The organism is Ancylobacter sp. 3268 (genome assembly GCF_031456575.1).
Taxonomy (GTDB): domain Bacteria; phylum Pseudomonadota; class Alphaproteobacteria; order Rhizobiales; family Xanthobacteraceae; genus Ancylobacter.
In genome coordinates this window covers 1-16451 of sequence record NZ_JAVDUX010000010.1, presented here as the reverse complement: position 1 = coordinate 16451, position 16451 = coordinate 1, and the positions used below count along the sequence as shown (strand labels likewise).

Sequence of the window (16451 nt, the reverse complement as noted above, 5' to 3'; positions counted from 1 at the left end):
CAATCCACGGAAAGTCGCTTCCTTGTCCGATTCCGATACGCTGAGGCCCGAGGACGAAGGTCCTTCGGATATCCGGCCCGTCTCGATCACCGAGGAGCTCTCGCGCAGCTATCTCGACTATGCGATGAGCGTGATCGTCTCTCGCGCACTGCCTGATGTTCGCGACGGCCTGAAGCCAGTGCATCGCCGCATCCTGTTCTCGATGCGCGAAAACAATTACGTCCCCGAGCGCCCCTACAACAAGTCCGCCCGCGTCACCGGCGACACGATGGGTAAGTACCATCCGCACGGAAACCAGGCGATCTATGATGCGCTGGTGCGCCTGGCGCAGGACTTTTCCATGCGCCTGCCGCTGATTGATGGTCAGGGCAATTTCGGCTCCATCGATGGCGATCCGCCGGCAGCCGAGCGCTACACGGAGGTTCGCCTCGCCAAGCCGGCGATGTCGCTGCTTGACGATCTCGACAAGGACACCGTCGATTTCCAGGACAATTACGACGGCCGCGAGCAGGAGCCGACGGTGCTGCCGTCGCGTTTCCCGAATCTGCTGGTCAACGGCGCCGGCGGCATCGCGGTCGGTATGGCGACCAACATTCCGCCGCATAATCTCGGCGAGGTGGTCGATGCCTGCGTGGCGCTGATCGACGAGCCGGACCTCGACGTCGAGAAACTGATCGACATCATCCCAGGCCCGGATTTCCCGACCGGCGCGCTCATCCTCGGGCGCAGCGGCATCCGCCAGGCCTATATGACCGGGCGCGGTTCCATCGTGATGCGCGCCCGCGCCACGGTGGAGACGATCCGCAAGGATCGTGAGGCGATCATCGTCACCGAGATTCCCTATCAGGTGAACAAGGCGACGATGATCGAGCGCATGGCTGAGCTGGTGCGCGACAAGCGGCTGGAAGGCATCGCCGAGATCCGGGACGAATCCTCCCGCGAGGGGTTGCGCGTGGTCATCGAGATCAAGCGCGACGCCCAGGGCGACGTGGTACTGAATAATCTGTTCCGCATGACCGCGCTTCAAACCTCCTTCGGCGCCAATATGGTGGCGCTCAACGGCGGCCGGCCGGCGGTGATGACGCTGCTCGATTTGCTCACGGCCTTCGTCGCCTTCCGCGAGGAGGTGGTCAGCCGCCGCACCAAGTTCCTGCTGCGCAAGGCGCGCGATCGCGCCCATGTGCTGGTGGGGCTCGCCATCGCCGTCGCCAATATCGACGAGGTGATCCGCACCATTCGCACGTCGCCGGACCCGGCGACCGCGCGCGAACTGCTGATGACGCGGAATTGGCCGGCTCTGGATGTGGCGCCGCTGATCGCGCTGATCGACGACCCGCGCCACCGTATCAACGACGATGGCACTTACCGCCTCTCGGAAGAACAGGCGCGCGCCATTCTCGACCTGCGCCTGCAGCGCCTCACCGCGCTGGGCCGGGACGAAATCGCCGATGAACTCGACAAGATCGCGGTCGAGATCCGCGAATATCTCGAGATCCTGGCGAGCCGCGAGCGCATCCGGCAGATCGTCAAGGAAGAGCTTCTGGAGGTGAAGGCGCAGTTCGGTACCCCGCGCCGAACCGAGATCACCGAAGGCGAGGGCGACTTCGAGGACGAGGACCTGATCGCCCGCGAGGACATGGTCGTCACCGTTTCGCATGCCGGTTATGTCAAGCGTGTGCCGCTCTCGACCTATCGGGCGCAGCGGCGCGGCGGCAAGGGCCGTTCCGGCATGCAGACCCGCGACGAGGATTTCGTCACCCGGCTGTTCGTCGCCTCCACCCATGCGCCGGTGCTGTTTTTCTCCTCCAAGGGGCAGGTCTACAAGCTCAAGGTCTGGCGCCTGCCGATCGCCACGCCGCAGGGGCGCGGCAAGGCCTTGGTGAACATCCTGCCGCTGGATGCCGACGAGCGCATTACCTCGATCATGGCGCTGCCGGAGGAGGAGTCCTGGGACCGGCTGCAGATCATGTTCGCCACCACCGGCGGCACGGTCCGGCGCAACGAGCTGTCCGACTTCACCAATGTTAACCGCAACGGCAAGATCGCGATGAAGCTGGAGGAAGGCGAGGCTATCGCCGGCGTTCAGCTCTGCACCGAAGCCGACGACGTGCTGCTGACCACGGCGCACGGCCAGTGCATCCGCTTCCCCGCGACGGAAGTCCGCGTCTTCAAGGGACGCGACTCCATGGGGGTGCGCGGCATTCAGCTGGAGGGCGACGATCGCATCATCTCGATGGCGATCATTCACCACCTGGAGGTAACGGCAGAGGAGCGGGCGGAATATATCAAGCGCGCCAACGCTATGCGGCGTAGCCTTAATGGTGTGGATGATGGGGCCGACGCCGGGCCGGAAGTTGTCGAGGCTGACGCCGAGGAGGTCAGTGCGGGTGGCAGCGAACTTGGCCAGACCCGCTATGCCGAGATGGGGGCGGCCGAGCAGTTCATCCTCACCCTGTCGCAGAACGGCTTCGGCAAGCGCACCTCGTCCTTCGAGTACCGGACGACCCGGCGTGGTGGCAAAGGCATCGTCGCCATGGCGGTCAATGACCGCAACGGGCCGCTGGTCGCCTCCTTCCCGGTGGAAGATGCCGACCAGATCATGCTGGTCACCGATGGCGGCCAGCTGATCCGCTGCCCGGTGAACGGCATTCGCGTCGTCGGGCGTGGCAGCCAGGGCGTGATCGTGTTCGACACCGCCGCCGACGAAAAGGTGGTCTCTGTCGAGCGCGTCAGCGAGGAAGAGGGCGAGGAGAGTCTCGGGGAGGAGGCGGCCGACTGAGCCGCCGGTCTTCCGCCCGCAATCATTGAGAGTCAGCGGCGCTGGAGACGGCGCCGTTGCCGTTTGAGGGATAGGTCATGCATCGCATCTGCGTCTTTCTGGGCTCCAATGCCGGCTACCGGGCGGACTACACCGAGGCGGCGGTCGCGCTGGGCACGACGCTGGCGCGCCAGGGCATCGGTCTCGTCTATGGCGGTGCCTCGGTGGGACTGATGGGAGCCCTGGCCGATGCCGCACTCGCTGCCGGCGGCGAGGTGACGGGTGTCATTCCGCGCGGCATCCTGGAGCGTGAGGTGGCGCATAAAGGGTTGGCGGACCTGCGTATCGTCGGCTCCATGCACGAGCGCAAGGCGCTGATGGCGGAACTCGCCGACGCTTTCGTCGCGCTTCCCGGCGGCATCGGCACATTGGAGGAGCTGTTCGAGGTGTGGACATGGGCGCAGCTCGGCAGCCATGAAAAGCCCTGCGCGTTGTTCAACGTCGCCGGCTATTACGACCGGTTGCTCGGCTTCGTCGATCAGGTGGTGGCAGAGGAGTTCATGCGCGAGTCGCATCGCGACATGCTGCTGGTCGCCGATGATTCGGAGGATCTGCTGGCCCGTCTCCGCTCCTATCGGGCGCCGCATGTCGCGAAATGGATCGGTCGCGGTGAACGCTAGCCGGCGGGGCGGGGCCGGCGACATCGGTACCCCTTGCGTCCGCCGCGTGAGGCCGCTAACCCTTGCCCCGCATCGAGAGGCTCCGCATGAGCGCCCTGCGCACCGCCTTCTACCCCGGTTCGTTCGATCCGCCGACCAATGGCCATGTCGAGGTGGCGCGTGCCGCCGCCCGCATGGTCGATCGGCTGGTGATCGGCATCGGCGTGCATCCCGGCAAGGCACCGCTGTTCACGGCCGAAGAGCGGCTGGAGATGCTGACCGACATATTCGAGCCGATCGCCCGCAGCGAGGGCGCGGCCTTCGAGTGCATCACTTTTGCCGATCTCGTCGTCGAAGCGGCGCATCGCCATGGCGCGCGGCTGCTCGTCCGTGGCCTGCGCGACGGTACCGATCTCGACTACGAGATGCAGATGGCCGGCATGAATGCCGTGCTGCGGCCGGAGGTACAGACGGTGTTCCTACCGGCTTCCGCGGGATCCCGCCCTATCACCGCCACCCTTGTCCGGCAGATCGCCGGCATGGGCGGCGACGTCTCGTCCTTCGTGCCGGCCCTCGTGGTCGGCCGACTGGCCACGAAGCTGCGCCGCCCTACTTGATCGCGCACGGCCGAACCCGCAGCCGCACCGGAGTTTCCTTATGTTCCGTAGCCTGATCGCCGCCTTCGCCATCACCGCCGCGCTGGCCCTGCCCGCTGTCGCCCAGACGGCGCCCAAGCTGCCGGCGAATGCCGATCCGCAGAACACCATCATCATGCAGACCACCAAGGGGCCGGTGGTGTTCGTGCTGCGCTCCGACATCGCCCCCAAGCATGCCGAGCGCATCAAGCAGCTGGCGCGCGAGGGCTATTACGACAACGTGCCGTTCCATCGGGTCATCGACGGCTTCATGGCCCAAACCGGCGACGGCCAGTATGGCAACGGCACCGGCGGCTCGCGCTATCCCGATCTGCCGGCCGAATTCTCCAACGTGCCCTTCAAGCGCGGCACGGTCGGCATGGCCCGCGCCCAGAGCCCGAACAGCGCCAATTCGCAGTTCTTCATCACCTTTGGCGACGCCTCGTTCCTCAATGGCCAGTACACGGTAATTGGCCAGGTCGTGTCCGGCATGGAGAACGTCGACAAGATCAAGCGCGGCGAGCCGGTGCAGAACCCGGACAAGATCGTCTCGATGAAGGTCGCGGCCGACGCCAAGTAGGCCAATGCCAAGTAGGCCAACGCCAAGCCATCCTTCACGCGAGCTTCCACCCGCCAGAATTGCTAAAGGAGTGACGATAATGAGCGACAATCCCGAAACCACCCTTCTCCTGGAGACCACCCAAGGTCCGGTGAAGATCCGCATGCGCCCTGACCTCGCCCCCGGCCATGTCGCCCGCATCAGCGAACTGGCGAAGCAGGGTTTTTACGACGGCGTCGTGTTCCACCGCGTCATCGACGGCTTCATGGCGCAGACCGGCGATCCGACCGGCACCGGTCGCGGCGGCTCCGGCCAGAAGCTGAAGGCCGAGTTCAACAAGGGCCGCCATCAGCGCGGTACCGTTTCGATGGCGCGCGCCATGGATCCGAATTCCGGCGATAGCCAGTTCTTCATCTGCTTCGGCGACGCTTCCTTCCTTGATGGCCAGTACACCATCTGGGGCGAGGTGATCGAGGGCATGGAGAATGTCGACAAGATCAAGCGCGGCGAGCCGGTGATCAACCCGGACAAGATCGTTTCCGCCAAGATGGCGGCCTGACCGTCCGGCGTGTCACTGGACGGTTTTGTCGTCCGGTCGCGCTTCACCTGAGCGGCGCCCCGGCGATCGGATGGAGACATCTGGCCGCCGGGGCGCCGCTCCTGTTTATGTTGTGCCGCTTCCACCATCCGTCGCCCGGGAGGACCGGGCGGCGATGATGCCGACCGAACAAGCCATGCGTGTCGACCTCTTCGATTTCGATCTGCCACCCGAGCGCATCGCGCTGCGTCCTGTCGAGCCGCGGGAGGCCGCGCGGCTGCTCGTGGTGCGGCCGGGCATGGGGCTGGAGCTGGAGGACCGGCATGTCGGCGACCTCCCGCAACTGCTGGAGCCCGGCGATGCGCTGGTCGTCAACGATACCCGCGTGCTGCCCGCCCGCCTCGATGGTACCCGCAGTCGGGCTGGCGGCTCGGACGTCCGGGTCGAAGCGATGCTGCACAAGCGGCTCAGTGAAGATAGCTGGCTGGCGCTGGCGCGGCCCGGCAAGCGACTCGCATCGGGCGATGTGATCCTGTTTCGATCCGAGGACGGCACGGCGACGCTGGCCGCAGAAATCCTCGCCAAAGGTGAGGGCGGCGAGGTCACGTTGCGCTTCGGGGCCTCCGGTGCGGCGCTCGATGCCGCCGTGGCCCGTGTCGGTCACATGCCGTTGCCGCCCTATATCGCCGCTCGCCGGGCCGAGGATGCGCAGGACCGCGCCGATTACCAGACCATGTTCGCCGCCGCCGAAGGCTCGGTCGCCGCGCCGACCGCCGGGCTGCATTTCACCCCGGCACTGGCGGATCGCCTGACCCAGCGCGGTGTCGAACTGCACCGGGTGACCCTGCATGTCGGTGCCGGCACCTTCCTGCCGGTGAAGGCCGAGGACACCGCCGGCCACCGCATGCACGCCGAATGGGGCGAGGTGTCGGCCGCCACGGCCGAGGCGCTCAACGCGGTGAAGGGGCGGGGAGGGCGAGTGGTCACCGTCGGTTCCACCGCGACGCGGCTGATCGAGAGCGCCTCCGCTTCCGGCCGGCTTGCGGCCTGGCAGGGCGAGACCGACATCTTCATCACGCCCGGCTATCGCTTCCGTTTCATCGACGCGATGATGACCAACTTCCACCTGCCGCGCTCGACGCTGGTGATGCTGGTCGCCGCGCTTGTCGGCCACGAGACGCAGAGGCGCGCTTATGCCCATGCCATCGCGACCGGCTACCGCTTCTATTCCTATGGCGATGCCTGCCTGCTGTTTCCCGAAAGCTCCCGATGACCGACGCCTTCTCCTATCGCCCGATCGCCCGTGACGGTGCCGCCCGCCTCGGCGAGGTGATCACGCCGCGCGGCGTCGTGCGCACACCCGCCTTCATGCCGGTCGGCACCGCCGCGACGGTGAAGGGCATGTATCCGGAACAGGTGCGCGAGCTCGGCGCCGATATCGTGCTCGGCAACACCTATCATCTGATGCTGCGCCCCTCCGCCGAGCGCATTGCCGAACTTGGCGGCCTGCACGCCTTCATGCGCTGGCCGCACCCGATCCTCACCGACTCCGGCGGTTTCCAGGTGATGTCGCTGGCGAGCCTGCGCAAGCTCACCGAAAAGGGCGTCACCTTCCGCTCCCATATCGACGGCGCCTATCACGAGATGACGCCGGAGAGGTCAGTGGAGATCCAGGGCCTGCTCGGCTCCGACATCCAGATGCAGCTCGACGAATGCGTGAAGCTGCCGGCCTCTGCCGAAGAGGTCGCGCGAGCGCTGCGCCTGTCGCTGCGCTGGGCGGAGCGGTCGAAGCGCGCTTTCGAGGCGCAGCCGCCAGGCCGGGCGCTGTTCGGCATCGTGCAGGGCGGCGATGTGCCGCAATTGCGCGAAGAGTCGGCGCGCGGCCTGGTCGATATCGGTTTTCCCGGCTATTCGATCGGCGGCCTGGCGGTCGGCGAGCCGCAAGCCGTGATGCTGGCGATGATCGAGGTGGTCAACGCCATCCTGCCGCAGGACAGGCCGCGCTATCTGATGGGGGTCGGCACGCCGGACGACATCGTCGAGGCGGTGGGGCGAGGGGTCGACATGTTCGACTGCGTGATGCCGACCCGCGCCGGCCGACACGCGCAGGCCTTCACCCGCTTCGGCAGGATCAACCTGAAGAACGCGCGCCATGCGGATGATCCCCGTCCTCTGGACGAGGAGAGCGACTGCCCGGCGGCGCGGGACTATTCGCGCGCCTATCTCCATCACCTGATCCGCTGCGACGAGATGCTGGGCTCGATGCTGCTGACCTGGGTGAACCTCGCCTATTACCAGAGCCTGATGCAGGGCATCCGTCACGCCATCGCGCAAGGGCGCTTCGAGGCCTTCAAGGTCGAGGTGAAGCAAGGCTGGGCGAGGGGCGACATCCCGGCACGCGGCTGAAGCGGCACATGAAAATGGCCGGCTCCAAGGGGGCCGGCCATGCGCCTGTCGGGTGGCTGCCTGCGGCTCGGTCGATCAGCCGTGCAATTTGCCGGCAATGGTGGCGACATGCTTGCCCTGATAACGGGCGGCGTCGAGTTCCACCTTGGAAGGCTGGCGCGAGCCGTCGCCATCGGTAATGGTCGAGGCGCCGTAGGGCGAACCGCCCTTGATTTCGTCCAGGCCCATCTGACCCTGGAAGGCGTAGGGCAGGCCGACCACCACCATGCCGTGGTGGAGCAGGGTCGGCACGAAGCCGAGAATGGTGGATTCCTGACCGCCATGCTGCGTGGCCGAGGAGGTGAACACCGAACCGACCTTGCCGACAAGGCCTCCGGTGAACCACAGGCCGCCGGTCTGGTCGACGAAGGCGCGCATCTGCGAGGCTACGGTACCGAAGCGGGTGCCGGCGCCGAAGATGATGGCGTCATAGTCCTTCAGCTCGTCGACAGTGGCGACCGGAGCCTTCTGATCCAACTTGAAATGGTTCGCCTTGGCGATTTCTTCCGGCACGGTTTCGGGAACGCGCTTCACCACCACCTCTGCGCCGGTCTCACGGGCGCCTTCGGCGACGGCCTCGGCCATCGTCTCGATGTGGCCGTAGCTCGAATAGTAGAGAACGAGAACCTTCGCCATTTCCCTATGCTCCTTGCATCCTGGCTTTGCCGGCAGAACCGGCTGAGGTGTTGCAGGAAGCTAGCCGCTCGGGTGGTGCATCGGAAGCACGATGATTGACAGCTTGCCCTTGCAGAATTGCAATGTGGAAAGGTTGAGTCGTCAGGTGGGTGTCGAAGGCGGGGCGTATGATGGTTCAGCTTCTTGCCATCCGGCGCCGAAACCCTTAAGCCCCATCCCCGTGGGAGCCCGTAGCTCAGCCGGTAGAGCACGTGACTTTTAATCATGGGGTCTCGGGTTCGAATCCCGACGGGCTCACCACATTTTCCTAAGTTTTTCAATTGCTTGGGAGGCGGCAGTCCGTCTTGGTGCCGCTATCGATAACCGGATTGTCGCCACGGTGTCGCCACCGACGCGGGAACCACCGGAAGGAGTTCCGCTTGAGGTCACTGCTGCCGGCATGGGCCTCAGCTGTAATCGACAGTCGGTTCGTCCGGCCGTGCGGGTGATGTCGCCGTCACTATCTCGACCGCCCACCCATGGCCGGAGCTACTACGACGCCCACCGATGGGCGCGGCCCTCCACCTGAGCGGCGGCCACAGCGCGGTAGTGCCGCGCCATCTGCCGGCTGTGCAGCACCTCGGCGATCGGCTCGAGACTTTCGCCCGTGATCGTGCCGATCGTCACCTCGCGCACCCGTTGCAGCAGCGCGTCATAGGACACGGCCGCCATCACCGATGGGTCACGCTGAAGCTCGTCCGCCAGGGCGAGGAGGCGCTTGTCCGACAGGCAGCCGGCGCCGGTCGACGGTTCGGCATGGTGCTTGGCAGCAGGCAAAGCGGTGGCGTTGGCCGGAACGATGGGGTTCGGCATGGCTGATTGCCTTCAGCAGCTGTTAACGATAATGACACTTGAGGTGTAATTGCCTCCTTGCGAGGTGTCAACCTCTGGGGTACAAAAAATTACACATGAGGTGTCACATGCTCTCGGCGGAACAGATTAGAGCTGCTCGCGCGTTGCTGCGCTGGGACCAAGCTCATTTGAGCGAGCGGTCTGGTGTGTCCGTTGAAACGATCAAGCGCCTTGAAAAGATGGACGGTGCGCTGACAAGCACCCGGGTTTCAACGCTCACCGCCATCCAGCGCGCCCTCGAGACAGCCGGCGTGATCTTCGTCGCGGAGAACGGCGAGGGGCCGGGGGTGCGGCTGAGGAAGGAGCGGACCATTGGCAATCAGTGAAATGGATCCACGTCGGTCCTTCACTGCCTGACGGAGGACCCGGTTGAGCGCCTTCGTGAAGCATCAGAAAATATCTGATGGCTTGTTTCCGACCGCCCTGCGTTTGTCGAGGCCCCAACTCCTGAGAGCATGGGGTTATGATGAGCAAGACCACGAACATAGGCGCGGCCCGCGCGGGCCGAGACGATCAACGGCCTCCACAACGCCGAGGTCACCCATCCGCGGGGTCCATTGCGATCCACCAAAGCTGTCGAGTTCGCCACCCTAACCTGGGTAGACCGGTTCAACCATCGCCACCGCTGGAGCCCATCGGCAACACACCGCCGGCCGAAGCCGAGGAACGCTACTATGCTCTGCTCGACGAGCAGCAAATGGCGGCGTGACTCAAACCAAATGGCCTCCGGCGAAGCCGGGGCGGTTCAAATTGACATTCCCGTCCCCACCCGAGAGTGGACGTCAGTTGGATCGGGTTTTCGGGCAACACCTGATGCAGCCACTAGTCGTCGCCATCGCAGCCCCGGGCCGAAACAGATCGCACCGAGGGTGTCCCGGAAATTCGGTCGCAGTCAGAGCAACCGCTCATCTGTGTTCACACAACTTCGGTGCAGACGAACGTGCTGAAGCCGCCGGCCGGATAGGCCTTGTCAAAGGCTGCTTCGACGAGTGTCGCGGGGATCGCCGGCGCATCCACGAGAACCATGCCGTGCCCAGTCGCTTGGGCGAAGGAGATCTGGCCTTTCGCAATAGCAGCGCCGGCCGCCTGGGACATCAATAGCAGGCAGTCCCGGCCGCCGTCGTCATCGCCTTTCAGGCGCGGTCGCGACGGTCTGGCCGAGGTATCAAAGCCGCGTAGCGTGGGGGTGAAATACCCCCACGTCCTGCTCTCGATCATCAGAACGAAGAAGCTGGGTAGCCCCTGCAAGGTAAAAGGTGGCAGCACCAGTTCTAGGCGCTGCTGCAAAACTCCCATAAGCGCGATCGCCTGGCGCCGTGACCGCGCCATGTCCAGGCGTCCACCGGCACCTTCCGGAAGGAGGCCGGCATCGATTGCCTGCCGTGTAGCCACCGCGACGGCCAGCGCCTCAGGGTGCTCAACATCAAATTCGATCGCCAAAGCGCAAATCGTGCACATGCGGCGCCTCTGCTCAAGCAGTGACGATGTTGAACCAGAATTCGAAATTATCCAGCATACCGACGAACTCGGATAGTTTCTTCGGGTCGCCGGTCAGCCTGGCCTTGCCTTCGACAACTTGCTTTTCCATCGTCGACAAACCGAGCATGATGTCGTTCAGATCCGCGCGGGTGGTGACGATAGAGACGTCTGCGTCCGGCAGACTCTTATCTTTTGTATAATGGACGGCCGCGTTCTCGACTCCGAGGACATATTTAGTATTGGTGTCGGTCAGTTCTACATTAATGGCCACGGTCTTGCCCGCCGCGCGATCGCCATTCAGTCGTACACCAAGAAAATCGAAGAACATCTCGATCGGCATGGCTTTGATAGTGTCCGCGCTCGCGGTGTTCGGCGTAGGCAACTGCGTGACCCCTTGCCGCAACTCGCGCGCGCCCGTCAGGTAGAAGTTACGCCAAGGTCCGCTTTCCGACTGATAGCCCAGCTGCTCATAGGTATCGGCCAGCAATTGCTTCGCGGCGACGTTGTTGGCGTCGGCAAAGACGACGTGGTTCACGACCTCCGCAACCCACCGATAATCGCCTTTTTCGTAAGACACCCTCGCCTGTCGCAGCACGTTGTCGGCGCCGCCCATGAAGTCGACATAGCGCGCCCCGGCCTCGGTCGGGGGGAGTTGGTGCAGCGTCGCCGGCACGCCGTCGAAGAAGCCGAGCCGCAGATTATATTGGGCCACCGCGTCGTGATAGACGGTGCCGTAATAGCTCCGGCAGGCCCATGTGGTGGCAAGGTCGTGCGGCAGGCGGATTACCTCGCCGATCTCTTTCGGCGTCATGCCGCTGTTCGCCATGCGCATGACCTGGTCGTGCAGGAAGCGGAACATGTCGCGCTGCTTCTTGAGGTGCGTGACGACCTCCTCATTGCCCCATGTCGGCCAGTGGTGCGAGGTGAAGAGCACCTCGACCTGATCGCCATAAAGATCGAGCGTTTGCTGGAGATATTTCGACCAGAGCAGGCCGTCGCGGACTTTGGCGCCGCGCAGTGTGTAGAGATTGTGGAGGGTGTGGCAGGCGTTCTCTGCAGCGCAGGACGCCTTGAATTCCGGCAGGTAGAACATGAACTCCGATGGCGCTTCGGAATTTGGCGCCATAATCACTTGCAATTCGACCCCGTCGATGGTGATCCTTTGTCCGGTCTCGGTGGCCCAGTCGGTGGGCAGTGCCAGCCCGACTTCTCCGCTTGACGTCGACTTGCCGAGACCACCATCGACTTGGCCAGTGGCCCCCCTTGGGAGCAGGTTCCCGTACATGTAGCTGGCGCGGCGGCTCATCGCATTGCCGGCGATGATATTCTCCCCGACCGCAGCCTCGGTGAAGTCTGCGGGCGCGACGATCTTGACCTTGCCGGCGTCGATGTCGGCCTGCTGAACCAGGCCACGCACGCCGCCATAATGATCCACGTGGCTGTGCGTGTAGATGACGGCGACGATAGGCTTGTCGCCGAGTTGGCGAATGACAAGTTGCTGCCAGACGGCAGCGGCGGTCTCTGCGCTGACGAGCGGGTCGATGACAATGTAACCCGTGTCGGAGCTGATGATGCTCATCACCGACAGGTCATATCCGCGCGCCTGATAGATTCCATCGACCACCTCGAAGAGGCCATGGATCATGTTCAGCTTCGCCATGCGCCAAAGGCTGGGATTCACTGTGTCAGGCGCATCGTCGGCGTCCGACGTGCCCAGGAAGGAATAGACACTGAGATCCCAGACCGGCGTGCCGTCGCTGTTCTTGATGATCGCAGGATCAGGCAGGGCTGCCAGCAAACCACGTCGGGCATCTCTGAAGTCCTGCACGTTGTCGAACGGCAACCCGTTCCGGTACTGGCCGTTGTACTCGATGGTCGCTCGTGAGGCGGGCTTTCCCGCGGCGCCGCTCATGGGCGCGGGAGGAGCATCCTGGGCGCGCGTCGCGCCGGACTGCCCGATCACGCTGACGGCGAGCCCCGCCGATGCTGCGCCACGAAGGAATTCTGCCCTGCTGATTTCGCGGTGGAGCGTTTCGAAAGGACGCCACTCCGCTGGAACAGCGGCGGTGGAGCGGACTTCATTATTGACCGGAGGCTTGGTCGGTTCGGCCATGACACTCTCCTCTGGGGCCGCGCAAGCAGCGGAGGTGACCAGTTCCCGAGAGTTTATCGCGCTTCAGTCTGCTCGCTCGGACTTCGCGTTAAGGCGGCCTCAGGTAAGCATGCTACAGTCGCGTAGGTCTTTGGTCTGCCGCAATACCAGCCTGGGAAGGGCCAGGTGGATCAGCTCATGGGGAAGATCGACACTCCTAGCGACGGCGTGTTTGAGTCAATTCAGGATGCCGCGTCGGTCAATGACGTCTGCTTTGAATAACCTGATCGTAAAAGCCGACAGTCTGCTCCGGCCCCAAACCGGCTATTCGTAGCCGCTGCAGCCCACTTCTGCTTCTGGCGCCCCAGGCTACTTTTGACACCTCGGCGACGGCACGTTGGCTTCCGTCCGTCCGATCGACTGTAGGCGTTGCGACCGCCGCAGCTCCGGCACCATGACCAGGCTGGCCCGCTGCCGATCGGCATGAACACCTGCGGCGGGCTGTTCCCGCTGCCGTCAAAGCTATGTACTGTCGATGATTAGGCTCCAAGTGGGAGCCGCATGTGCAGCCCTCTTACCCGCGCTCCCGCAGCGCCTTGGGAGCGTGCCTGATGAGGCAGCCGAACTGGAATCCCGAGGCTCGCGTTCGTGAACTGTCCTGTCGTCTCGTGGAGTGGGGCAGTGAGACAGGCTCGCTGGGTGAGGCGGCCTTCGGTGAGCGCCTCGCCGGGCTCCTTCGGGACATCCCGTATTTCCGCGAGCGTCCTGACCAAGTTCGTCTGGTCGACAGCCACGGCGACCCTATGACTCGCAGCGTCGTCGCGATCGTCCGCGGCAAGGGAATGCGTGCGCTCGCCATGGCGGGCCACTACGACGTGGTTTCGATCGACAACTATCGGGACCTCGCGCCGCTGGCGTTCAAGCCCGACGAGTTGCTGGGGGCGTTGATCTCCGACCTTGAGAATCGACCGCTCAAGCCGGGCGAGCGGCGCGCGTTGGAGGATTTCAAGAGCGGTGAGTTCCTGCCAGGACGCGGCCTTCTCGATATGAAGAGCGGACTCGCGGCAGGCATCGCGGTTCTCGAGGACTTCGCTGCCGATCCGGAGCGCTCCGGCAGCCTTGTCTTCATCGCGACCCCCGACGAGGAACGTGGCTCACGGGGCATGCGCAGTTTGCGCGATGCGCTTCCCGCGCTGGCCGCCGAGTTCGGCTTGGATATCGAGGCGGGCATCAATCTGGATGCGACGAGCGACCAGGGAAACGGCGAGGAAGGCCGCGCCATCTATCGCGGCACGATCGGAAAGGCGCTGCCTTTCGCCTTTATCGTCGGCCAATCTTCGCATGCGAGCTACCCCTTCGAGGGGGTGAGTGCCCAGCTGATCGCTTCTGAGATCATCCGGTCGGTCGAAGCGAACCCGACCTTGTGCGACACGGCCGCCGGCGAAGTCTCGCCGCCGCCGGTCTGCCTTGAGGCGAAGGATCTTCGCGGAGGCTATGAAGTCACCACGCCCGAGCGCGTCTGGGTCGCCTTCAACTGGCTCTCGCACAACTGGACGGCGCGGGATCTGCTCGGCCTGTTCAAGCAGAAGGTGCGCACCGGCGCGGCCGTCGCCATCCAGCAGTTCAACAAACATGTGTTTTCCTATGCAGCTATGCTGGGCGCGACCCCGGCTGCTCCGGTGGCGGAGGCCTCTCTTATTTCGATCGAGGAACTGAGAGAGCAGGTTAAGCACGTGGGTGGCCCCGATGCGGTTGCCAGGGTGAGGAGTGTTGATCAGGGATTACGGGGCACCGACGATCCGCTAGCTCAGACACGTGCCATCGTTGGCGCGATGGCAACGGAAGCTGGCGTGACCGGCCCCGCCGTCGTCTATGGTTTCAGCAGTCTCGTCTACCCTTCAACGCATCTGTCGAGGGTGGAAGGGAACGCGGCCTTCGCGGACGCCATCGAAGCCGCTCGGCTTGCGCATGAGAAGGCCGGCGGCTGCCCGCTGAAGTATCGCGAGTACTTCACAGGCATTTCGGACATGAGTTTCTTCGGACATAGCCCCCTCGACCGAGATAGTGCTTATGTGGCGGCAAACACACCGACCGAAGCGCTCGTCGATATAGTTCGGAAGGATGCGCTTTCGTTTCCCGTGGTGAACATTGGACCTTGGGGCCGCGAGTTTCACCAACGGCTTGAAAGGGTGCATACGCCCTACGCTTTCGAGGAGCTACCAAGGTTTCTGCGAGAAGTCGTCAAGCGATTCCTCGACTGACAGCTCGCAGCAACTTCTCCGGTTGCGCATAACGTCGTAGGTGCAATCACATATGCCGATATAGGGCACGCGGATCGGTGTGCCCCTGCCGCTGTCCTTCTCCGGCGCGACGCCCGCCCAGATCCGCGCGGCCATCCTCTCTTGGCGCAAGCCGCCGGAGATCCTGTCCCGCCGCACCGGCGAGGCCAACCAGTTCGTCACGCCGTACTGCACCGCCTTGCCCAAGGCGCGCTCGACCGACGCGCGGCCGATCAGCCTCGCTACGTAAGCCTCGCGCGTGTTATCAGCCGAATAGAGGTCTATGCGCCTGAAACTGGCGACGTGGAGGGGAAATGGCCGATTATTCCTAAGCCGGGTATTATTTGGTGCGCATCGTGGATGGGGTTCCTCGCATTTCCGCAAGCTACAGTGCCAGCCCCGGAGTTGCGAGTAATATCAGACCCGGCAACGAGTTTGTTACTGGGGACGAGCTGACGCCTTATGGCGACATTTATATCGGATACAATGACGATGGCTTCGTCGCTCAGGAAATTCCGGAATTCTACTATCTCTATTCGAATGACATTTCACTCGCTATCGGCGATGAGGTCCAATGGACTGCAATGCCATTCATCGTCTGCTTCCTTGCGGGCACGATGATCGCCGCGCCGGACGGCGAGGTGGCGATCGAGACGTTGAGGGTCGGCGATCTCGTGCTCACGGCCGGGGGCGATGCACGGCCGGTGCGCTGGCTGGCCCGGCAGACCGTTTCCACCGTTTTCGCTGACCCGCTGCGGGTGCTGCCGATCCGTATCGCCGCGCGCGCGCTGGGCGACAACCTGCCGGTGCGCGATCTCTTCGTCTCGGCCGATCACGCCCTGGAGATCGATGGCCTTCTGGTCCAGGCCGGTGCCCTGGTGAACGGCACGACCATCGTGCGCCATGCTGAGATGCCGCAGACCTTTGTCTACTACCATGTCGAGCTTGACGACCATTCACTGATCCTTGCCGAGGGCGTGCCGGCGGAGACCTTCGTCGACAATGTGAGCCGTCGCCGCTTCGACAACTACGCCGAGTTCGAGGGGCTCTATAGCACCGAACGCCAGGGCACCGGCGAGATTGATCTGCCGCGAGTGAAGTCGGCCCGTCAGTTGCCTGCGAGCATCCGAGCGGGGATTGCCGCTCAAGCGCCCGCCATCGTCGCGGCTGCCTAACCCTTCGAGACCTCAGCAGACCACCAGGACCCGCTGCAAGCGGGGCCTTTTCATTTGGCTGTGAGGGCCGAGCTTACGCCCGTCATAACTCACACCACTCAGTAGGTGATCGCGAAGTCGGCCGCCGGCCTCGACGCGGGCGACGGCGCCAAGATCACCTGCAAGGGCGGCGCCGTGCAGCGCCCAATGCGCCCTAACTCGTGGCGCGGGACTTAGAGCGCCTAACAAAACCGTTTGTTAACCATGTCGGCTTGAGTTTGGCTTCATGGTGAAGAAGCTGCTTCCGGATGATTTGTGGGCGGAGA

The 16451-nt window shown here is 64.0% G+C and carries 15 protein-coding genes, 1 tRNA gene and 1 pseudogene; 13 read left to right on the top strand and 4 right to left on the bottom strand.

What is annotated here, in order from left to right:
- The first annotated feature begins 22 nt into the window (after positions 1 to 22).
- The 7 genes from gyrA to tgt all read left to right on the top strand — a co-directional run bounded on the left by gyrA (position 23) and on the right by tgt (position 7555).
- A complete protein-coding gene (gene gyrA / locus J2X65_RS14880) occupies positions 23 to 2779 on the top strand; it encodes a DNA gyrase subunit A (protein ID WP_310202350.1) in 2757 nt (918 codons plus the stop codon).
- Positions 2780 to 2856: 77 nt separating this feature from the next.
- Entirely contained in the window at positions 2857 to 3438 is a 582-nt protein-coding gene (locus tag J2X65_RS14875) for a TIGR00730 family Rossman fold protein (protein ID WP_310202348.1), read from the top strand.
- An 86-nt stretch (positions 3439 to 3524) separates the two neighbouring features.
- On the top strand, positions 3525 to 4034 hold the full coding sequence (gene coaD / locus J2X65_RS14870) for a pantetheine-phosphate adenylyltransferase (RefSeq protein ID WP_310202346.1): 510 nt from the start codon (positions 3525 to 3527) through the stop codon (positions 4032 to 4034).
- A gap of 40 nt (positions 4035 to 4074) precedes the next feature.
- Positions 4075 to 4632, top strand: a complete 558-nt coding sequence (locus J2X65_RS14865) for a peptidylprolyl isomerase (RefSeq protein WP_310202344.1) — start codon at positions 4075 to 4077, stop codon at positions 4630 to 4632.
- Positions 4633 to 4711: 79 nt separating this feature from the next.
- Positions 4712 to 5170, top strand: a complete 459-nt coding sequence (locus J2X65_RS14860) for a peptidylprolyl isomerase (RefSeq protein WP_310202342.1) — start codon at positions 4712 to 4714, stop codon at positions 5168 to 5170.
- Positions 5171 to 5345: 175 nt separating this feature from the next.
- Positions 5346 to 6422 (top strand): tRNA preQ1(34) S-adenosylmethionine ribosyltransferase-isomerase QueA, encoded by a 1077-nt coding sequence (queA, locus tag J2X65_RS14855; protein WP_310202341.1) that lies wholly within the window; start codon positions 5346 to 5348, stop codon positions 6420 to 6422.
- Complete coding sequence (gene tgt, locus J2X65_RS14850) at positions 6419 to 7555, top strand: tRNA guanosine(34) transglycosylase Tgt (RefSeq protein WP_310202339.1); 1137 nt, start codon at positions 6419 to 6421, stop codon at positions 7553 to 7555. Before queA ends, tgt begins: the two co-directional genes overlap by 4 nt.
- 75 nt (positions 7556 to 7630) lie before the next feature.
- Here tgt and wrbA read toward each other — a convergent pair whose 3' ends face one another.
- Positions 7631 to 8230 carry an NAD(P)H:quinone oxidoreductase type IV gene (gene wrbA, locus J2X65_RS14845; protein ID WP_310202337.1) on the bottom strand — a complete coding sequence of 200 codons (600 nt, stop codon included), beginning with the start codon at positions 8228 to 8230 and terminating at the stop codon, positions 7631 to 7633.
- A gap of 224 nt (positions 8231 to 8454) precedes the next feature.
- Here wrbA and J2X65_RS14840 point away from each other — a divergent pair.
- Positions 8455 to 8530 (top strand) — tRNA-Lys (locus J2X65_RS14840).
- A 231-nt stretch (positions 8531 to 8761) separates the two neighbouring features.
- Here the strand turns inward: J2X65_RS14840 and J2X65_RS14835 are convergent.
- A complete protein-coding gene (locus J2X65_RS14835; protein ID WP_310202334.1) occupies positions 8762 to 9082 on the bottom strand; it encodes a hypothetical protein in 321 nt (106 codons plus the stop codon).
- Positions 9083 to 9189: 107 nt separating this feature from the next.
- Here J2X65_RS14835 and J2X65_RS14830 point away from each other — a divergent pair, with 107 nt between their 5' ends.
- Together J2X65_RS14830 and J2X65_RS14825 are read left to right on the top strand one after the other, a co-directional pair.
- The gene (locus J2X65_RS14830) at positions 9190 to 9447 is read left to right on the top strand and encodes a helix-turn-helix domain-containing protein (protein ID WP_310202332.1); all 258 of its coding nucleotides are present in this window, start codon (positions 9190 to 9192) and stop codon (positions 9445 to 9447) included.
- A 171-nt stretch (positions 9448 to 9618) separates the two neighbouring features.
- Positions 9619 to 9830: pseudogene (locus tag J2X65_RS14825) on the top strand (IS3 family transposase); the annotation flags it as partial.
- 206 nt (positions 9831 to 10036) lie between these two features.
- Here J2X65_RS14825 and J2X65_RS14820 read toward each other — a convergent pair.
- Together J2X65_RS14820 and J2X65_RS14815 are read right to left on the bottom strand one after the other, a co-directional pair.
- Entirely contained in the window at positions 10037 to 10561 is a 525-nt protein-coding gene (locus J2X65_RS14820; protein WP_310202330.1) for a hypothetical protein, read from the bottom strand.
- 31 nt (positions 10562 to 10592) lie between these two features.
- Positions 10593 to 12713, bottom strand: a complete 2121-nt coding sequence (locus tag J2X65_RS14815; RefSeq protein WP_310202328.1) for an alkyl sulfatase dimerization domain-containing protein — start codon at positions 12711 to 12713, stop codon at positions 10593 to 10595.
- 590 nt (positions 12714 to 13303) lie between these two features.
- Between J2X65_RS14815 and J2X65_RS14810 the strand changes: the two genes are divergently transcribed.
- From J2X65_RS14810 to J2X65_RS14800, 3 genes are all read left to right on the top strand, one after another.
- Positions 13304 to 14953: a M20/M25/M40 family metallo-hydrolase gene (locus tag J2X65_RS14810; protein ID WP_310202326.1), complete on the top strand. Its 1650-nt coding sequence runs from the start codon at positions 13304 to 13306 to the stop codon at positions 14951 to 14953.
- A gap of 79 nt (positions 14954 to 15032) precedes the next feature.
- Entirely contained in the window at positions 15033 to 15221 is a 189-nt protein-coding gene (locus J2X65_RS14805) for a hypothetical protein (RefSeq protein ID WP_310202324.1), read from the top strand.
- 97 nt (positions 15222 to 15318) lie between these two features.
- The gene (locus tag J2X65_RS14800) at positions 15319 to 16146 is read left to right on the top strand and encodes a Hint domain-containing protein (RefSeq protein ID WP_310202321.1); all 828 of its coding nucleotides are present in this window, start codon (positions 15319 to 15321) and stop codon (positions 16144 to 16146) included.
- Positions 16147 to 16451 lie beyond the last annotated feature (305 nt).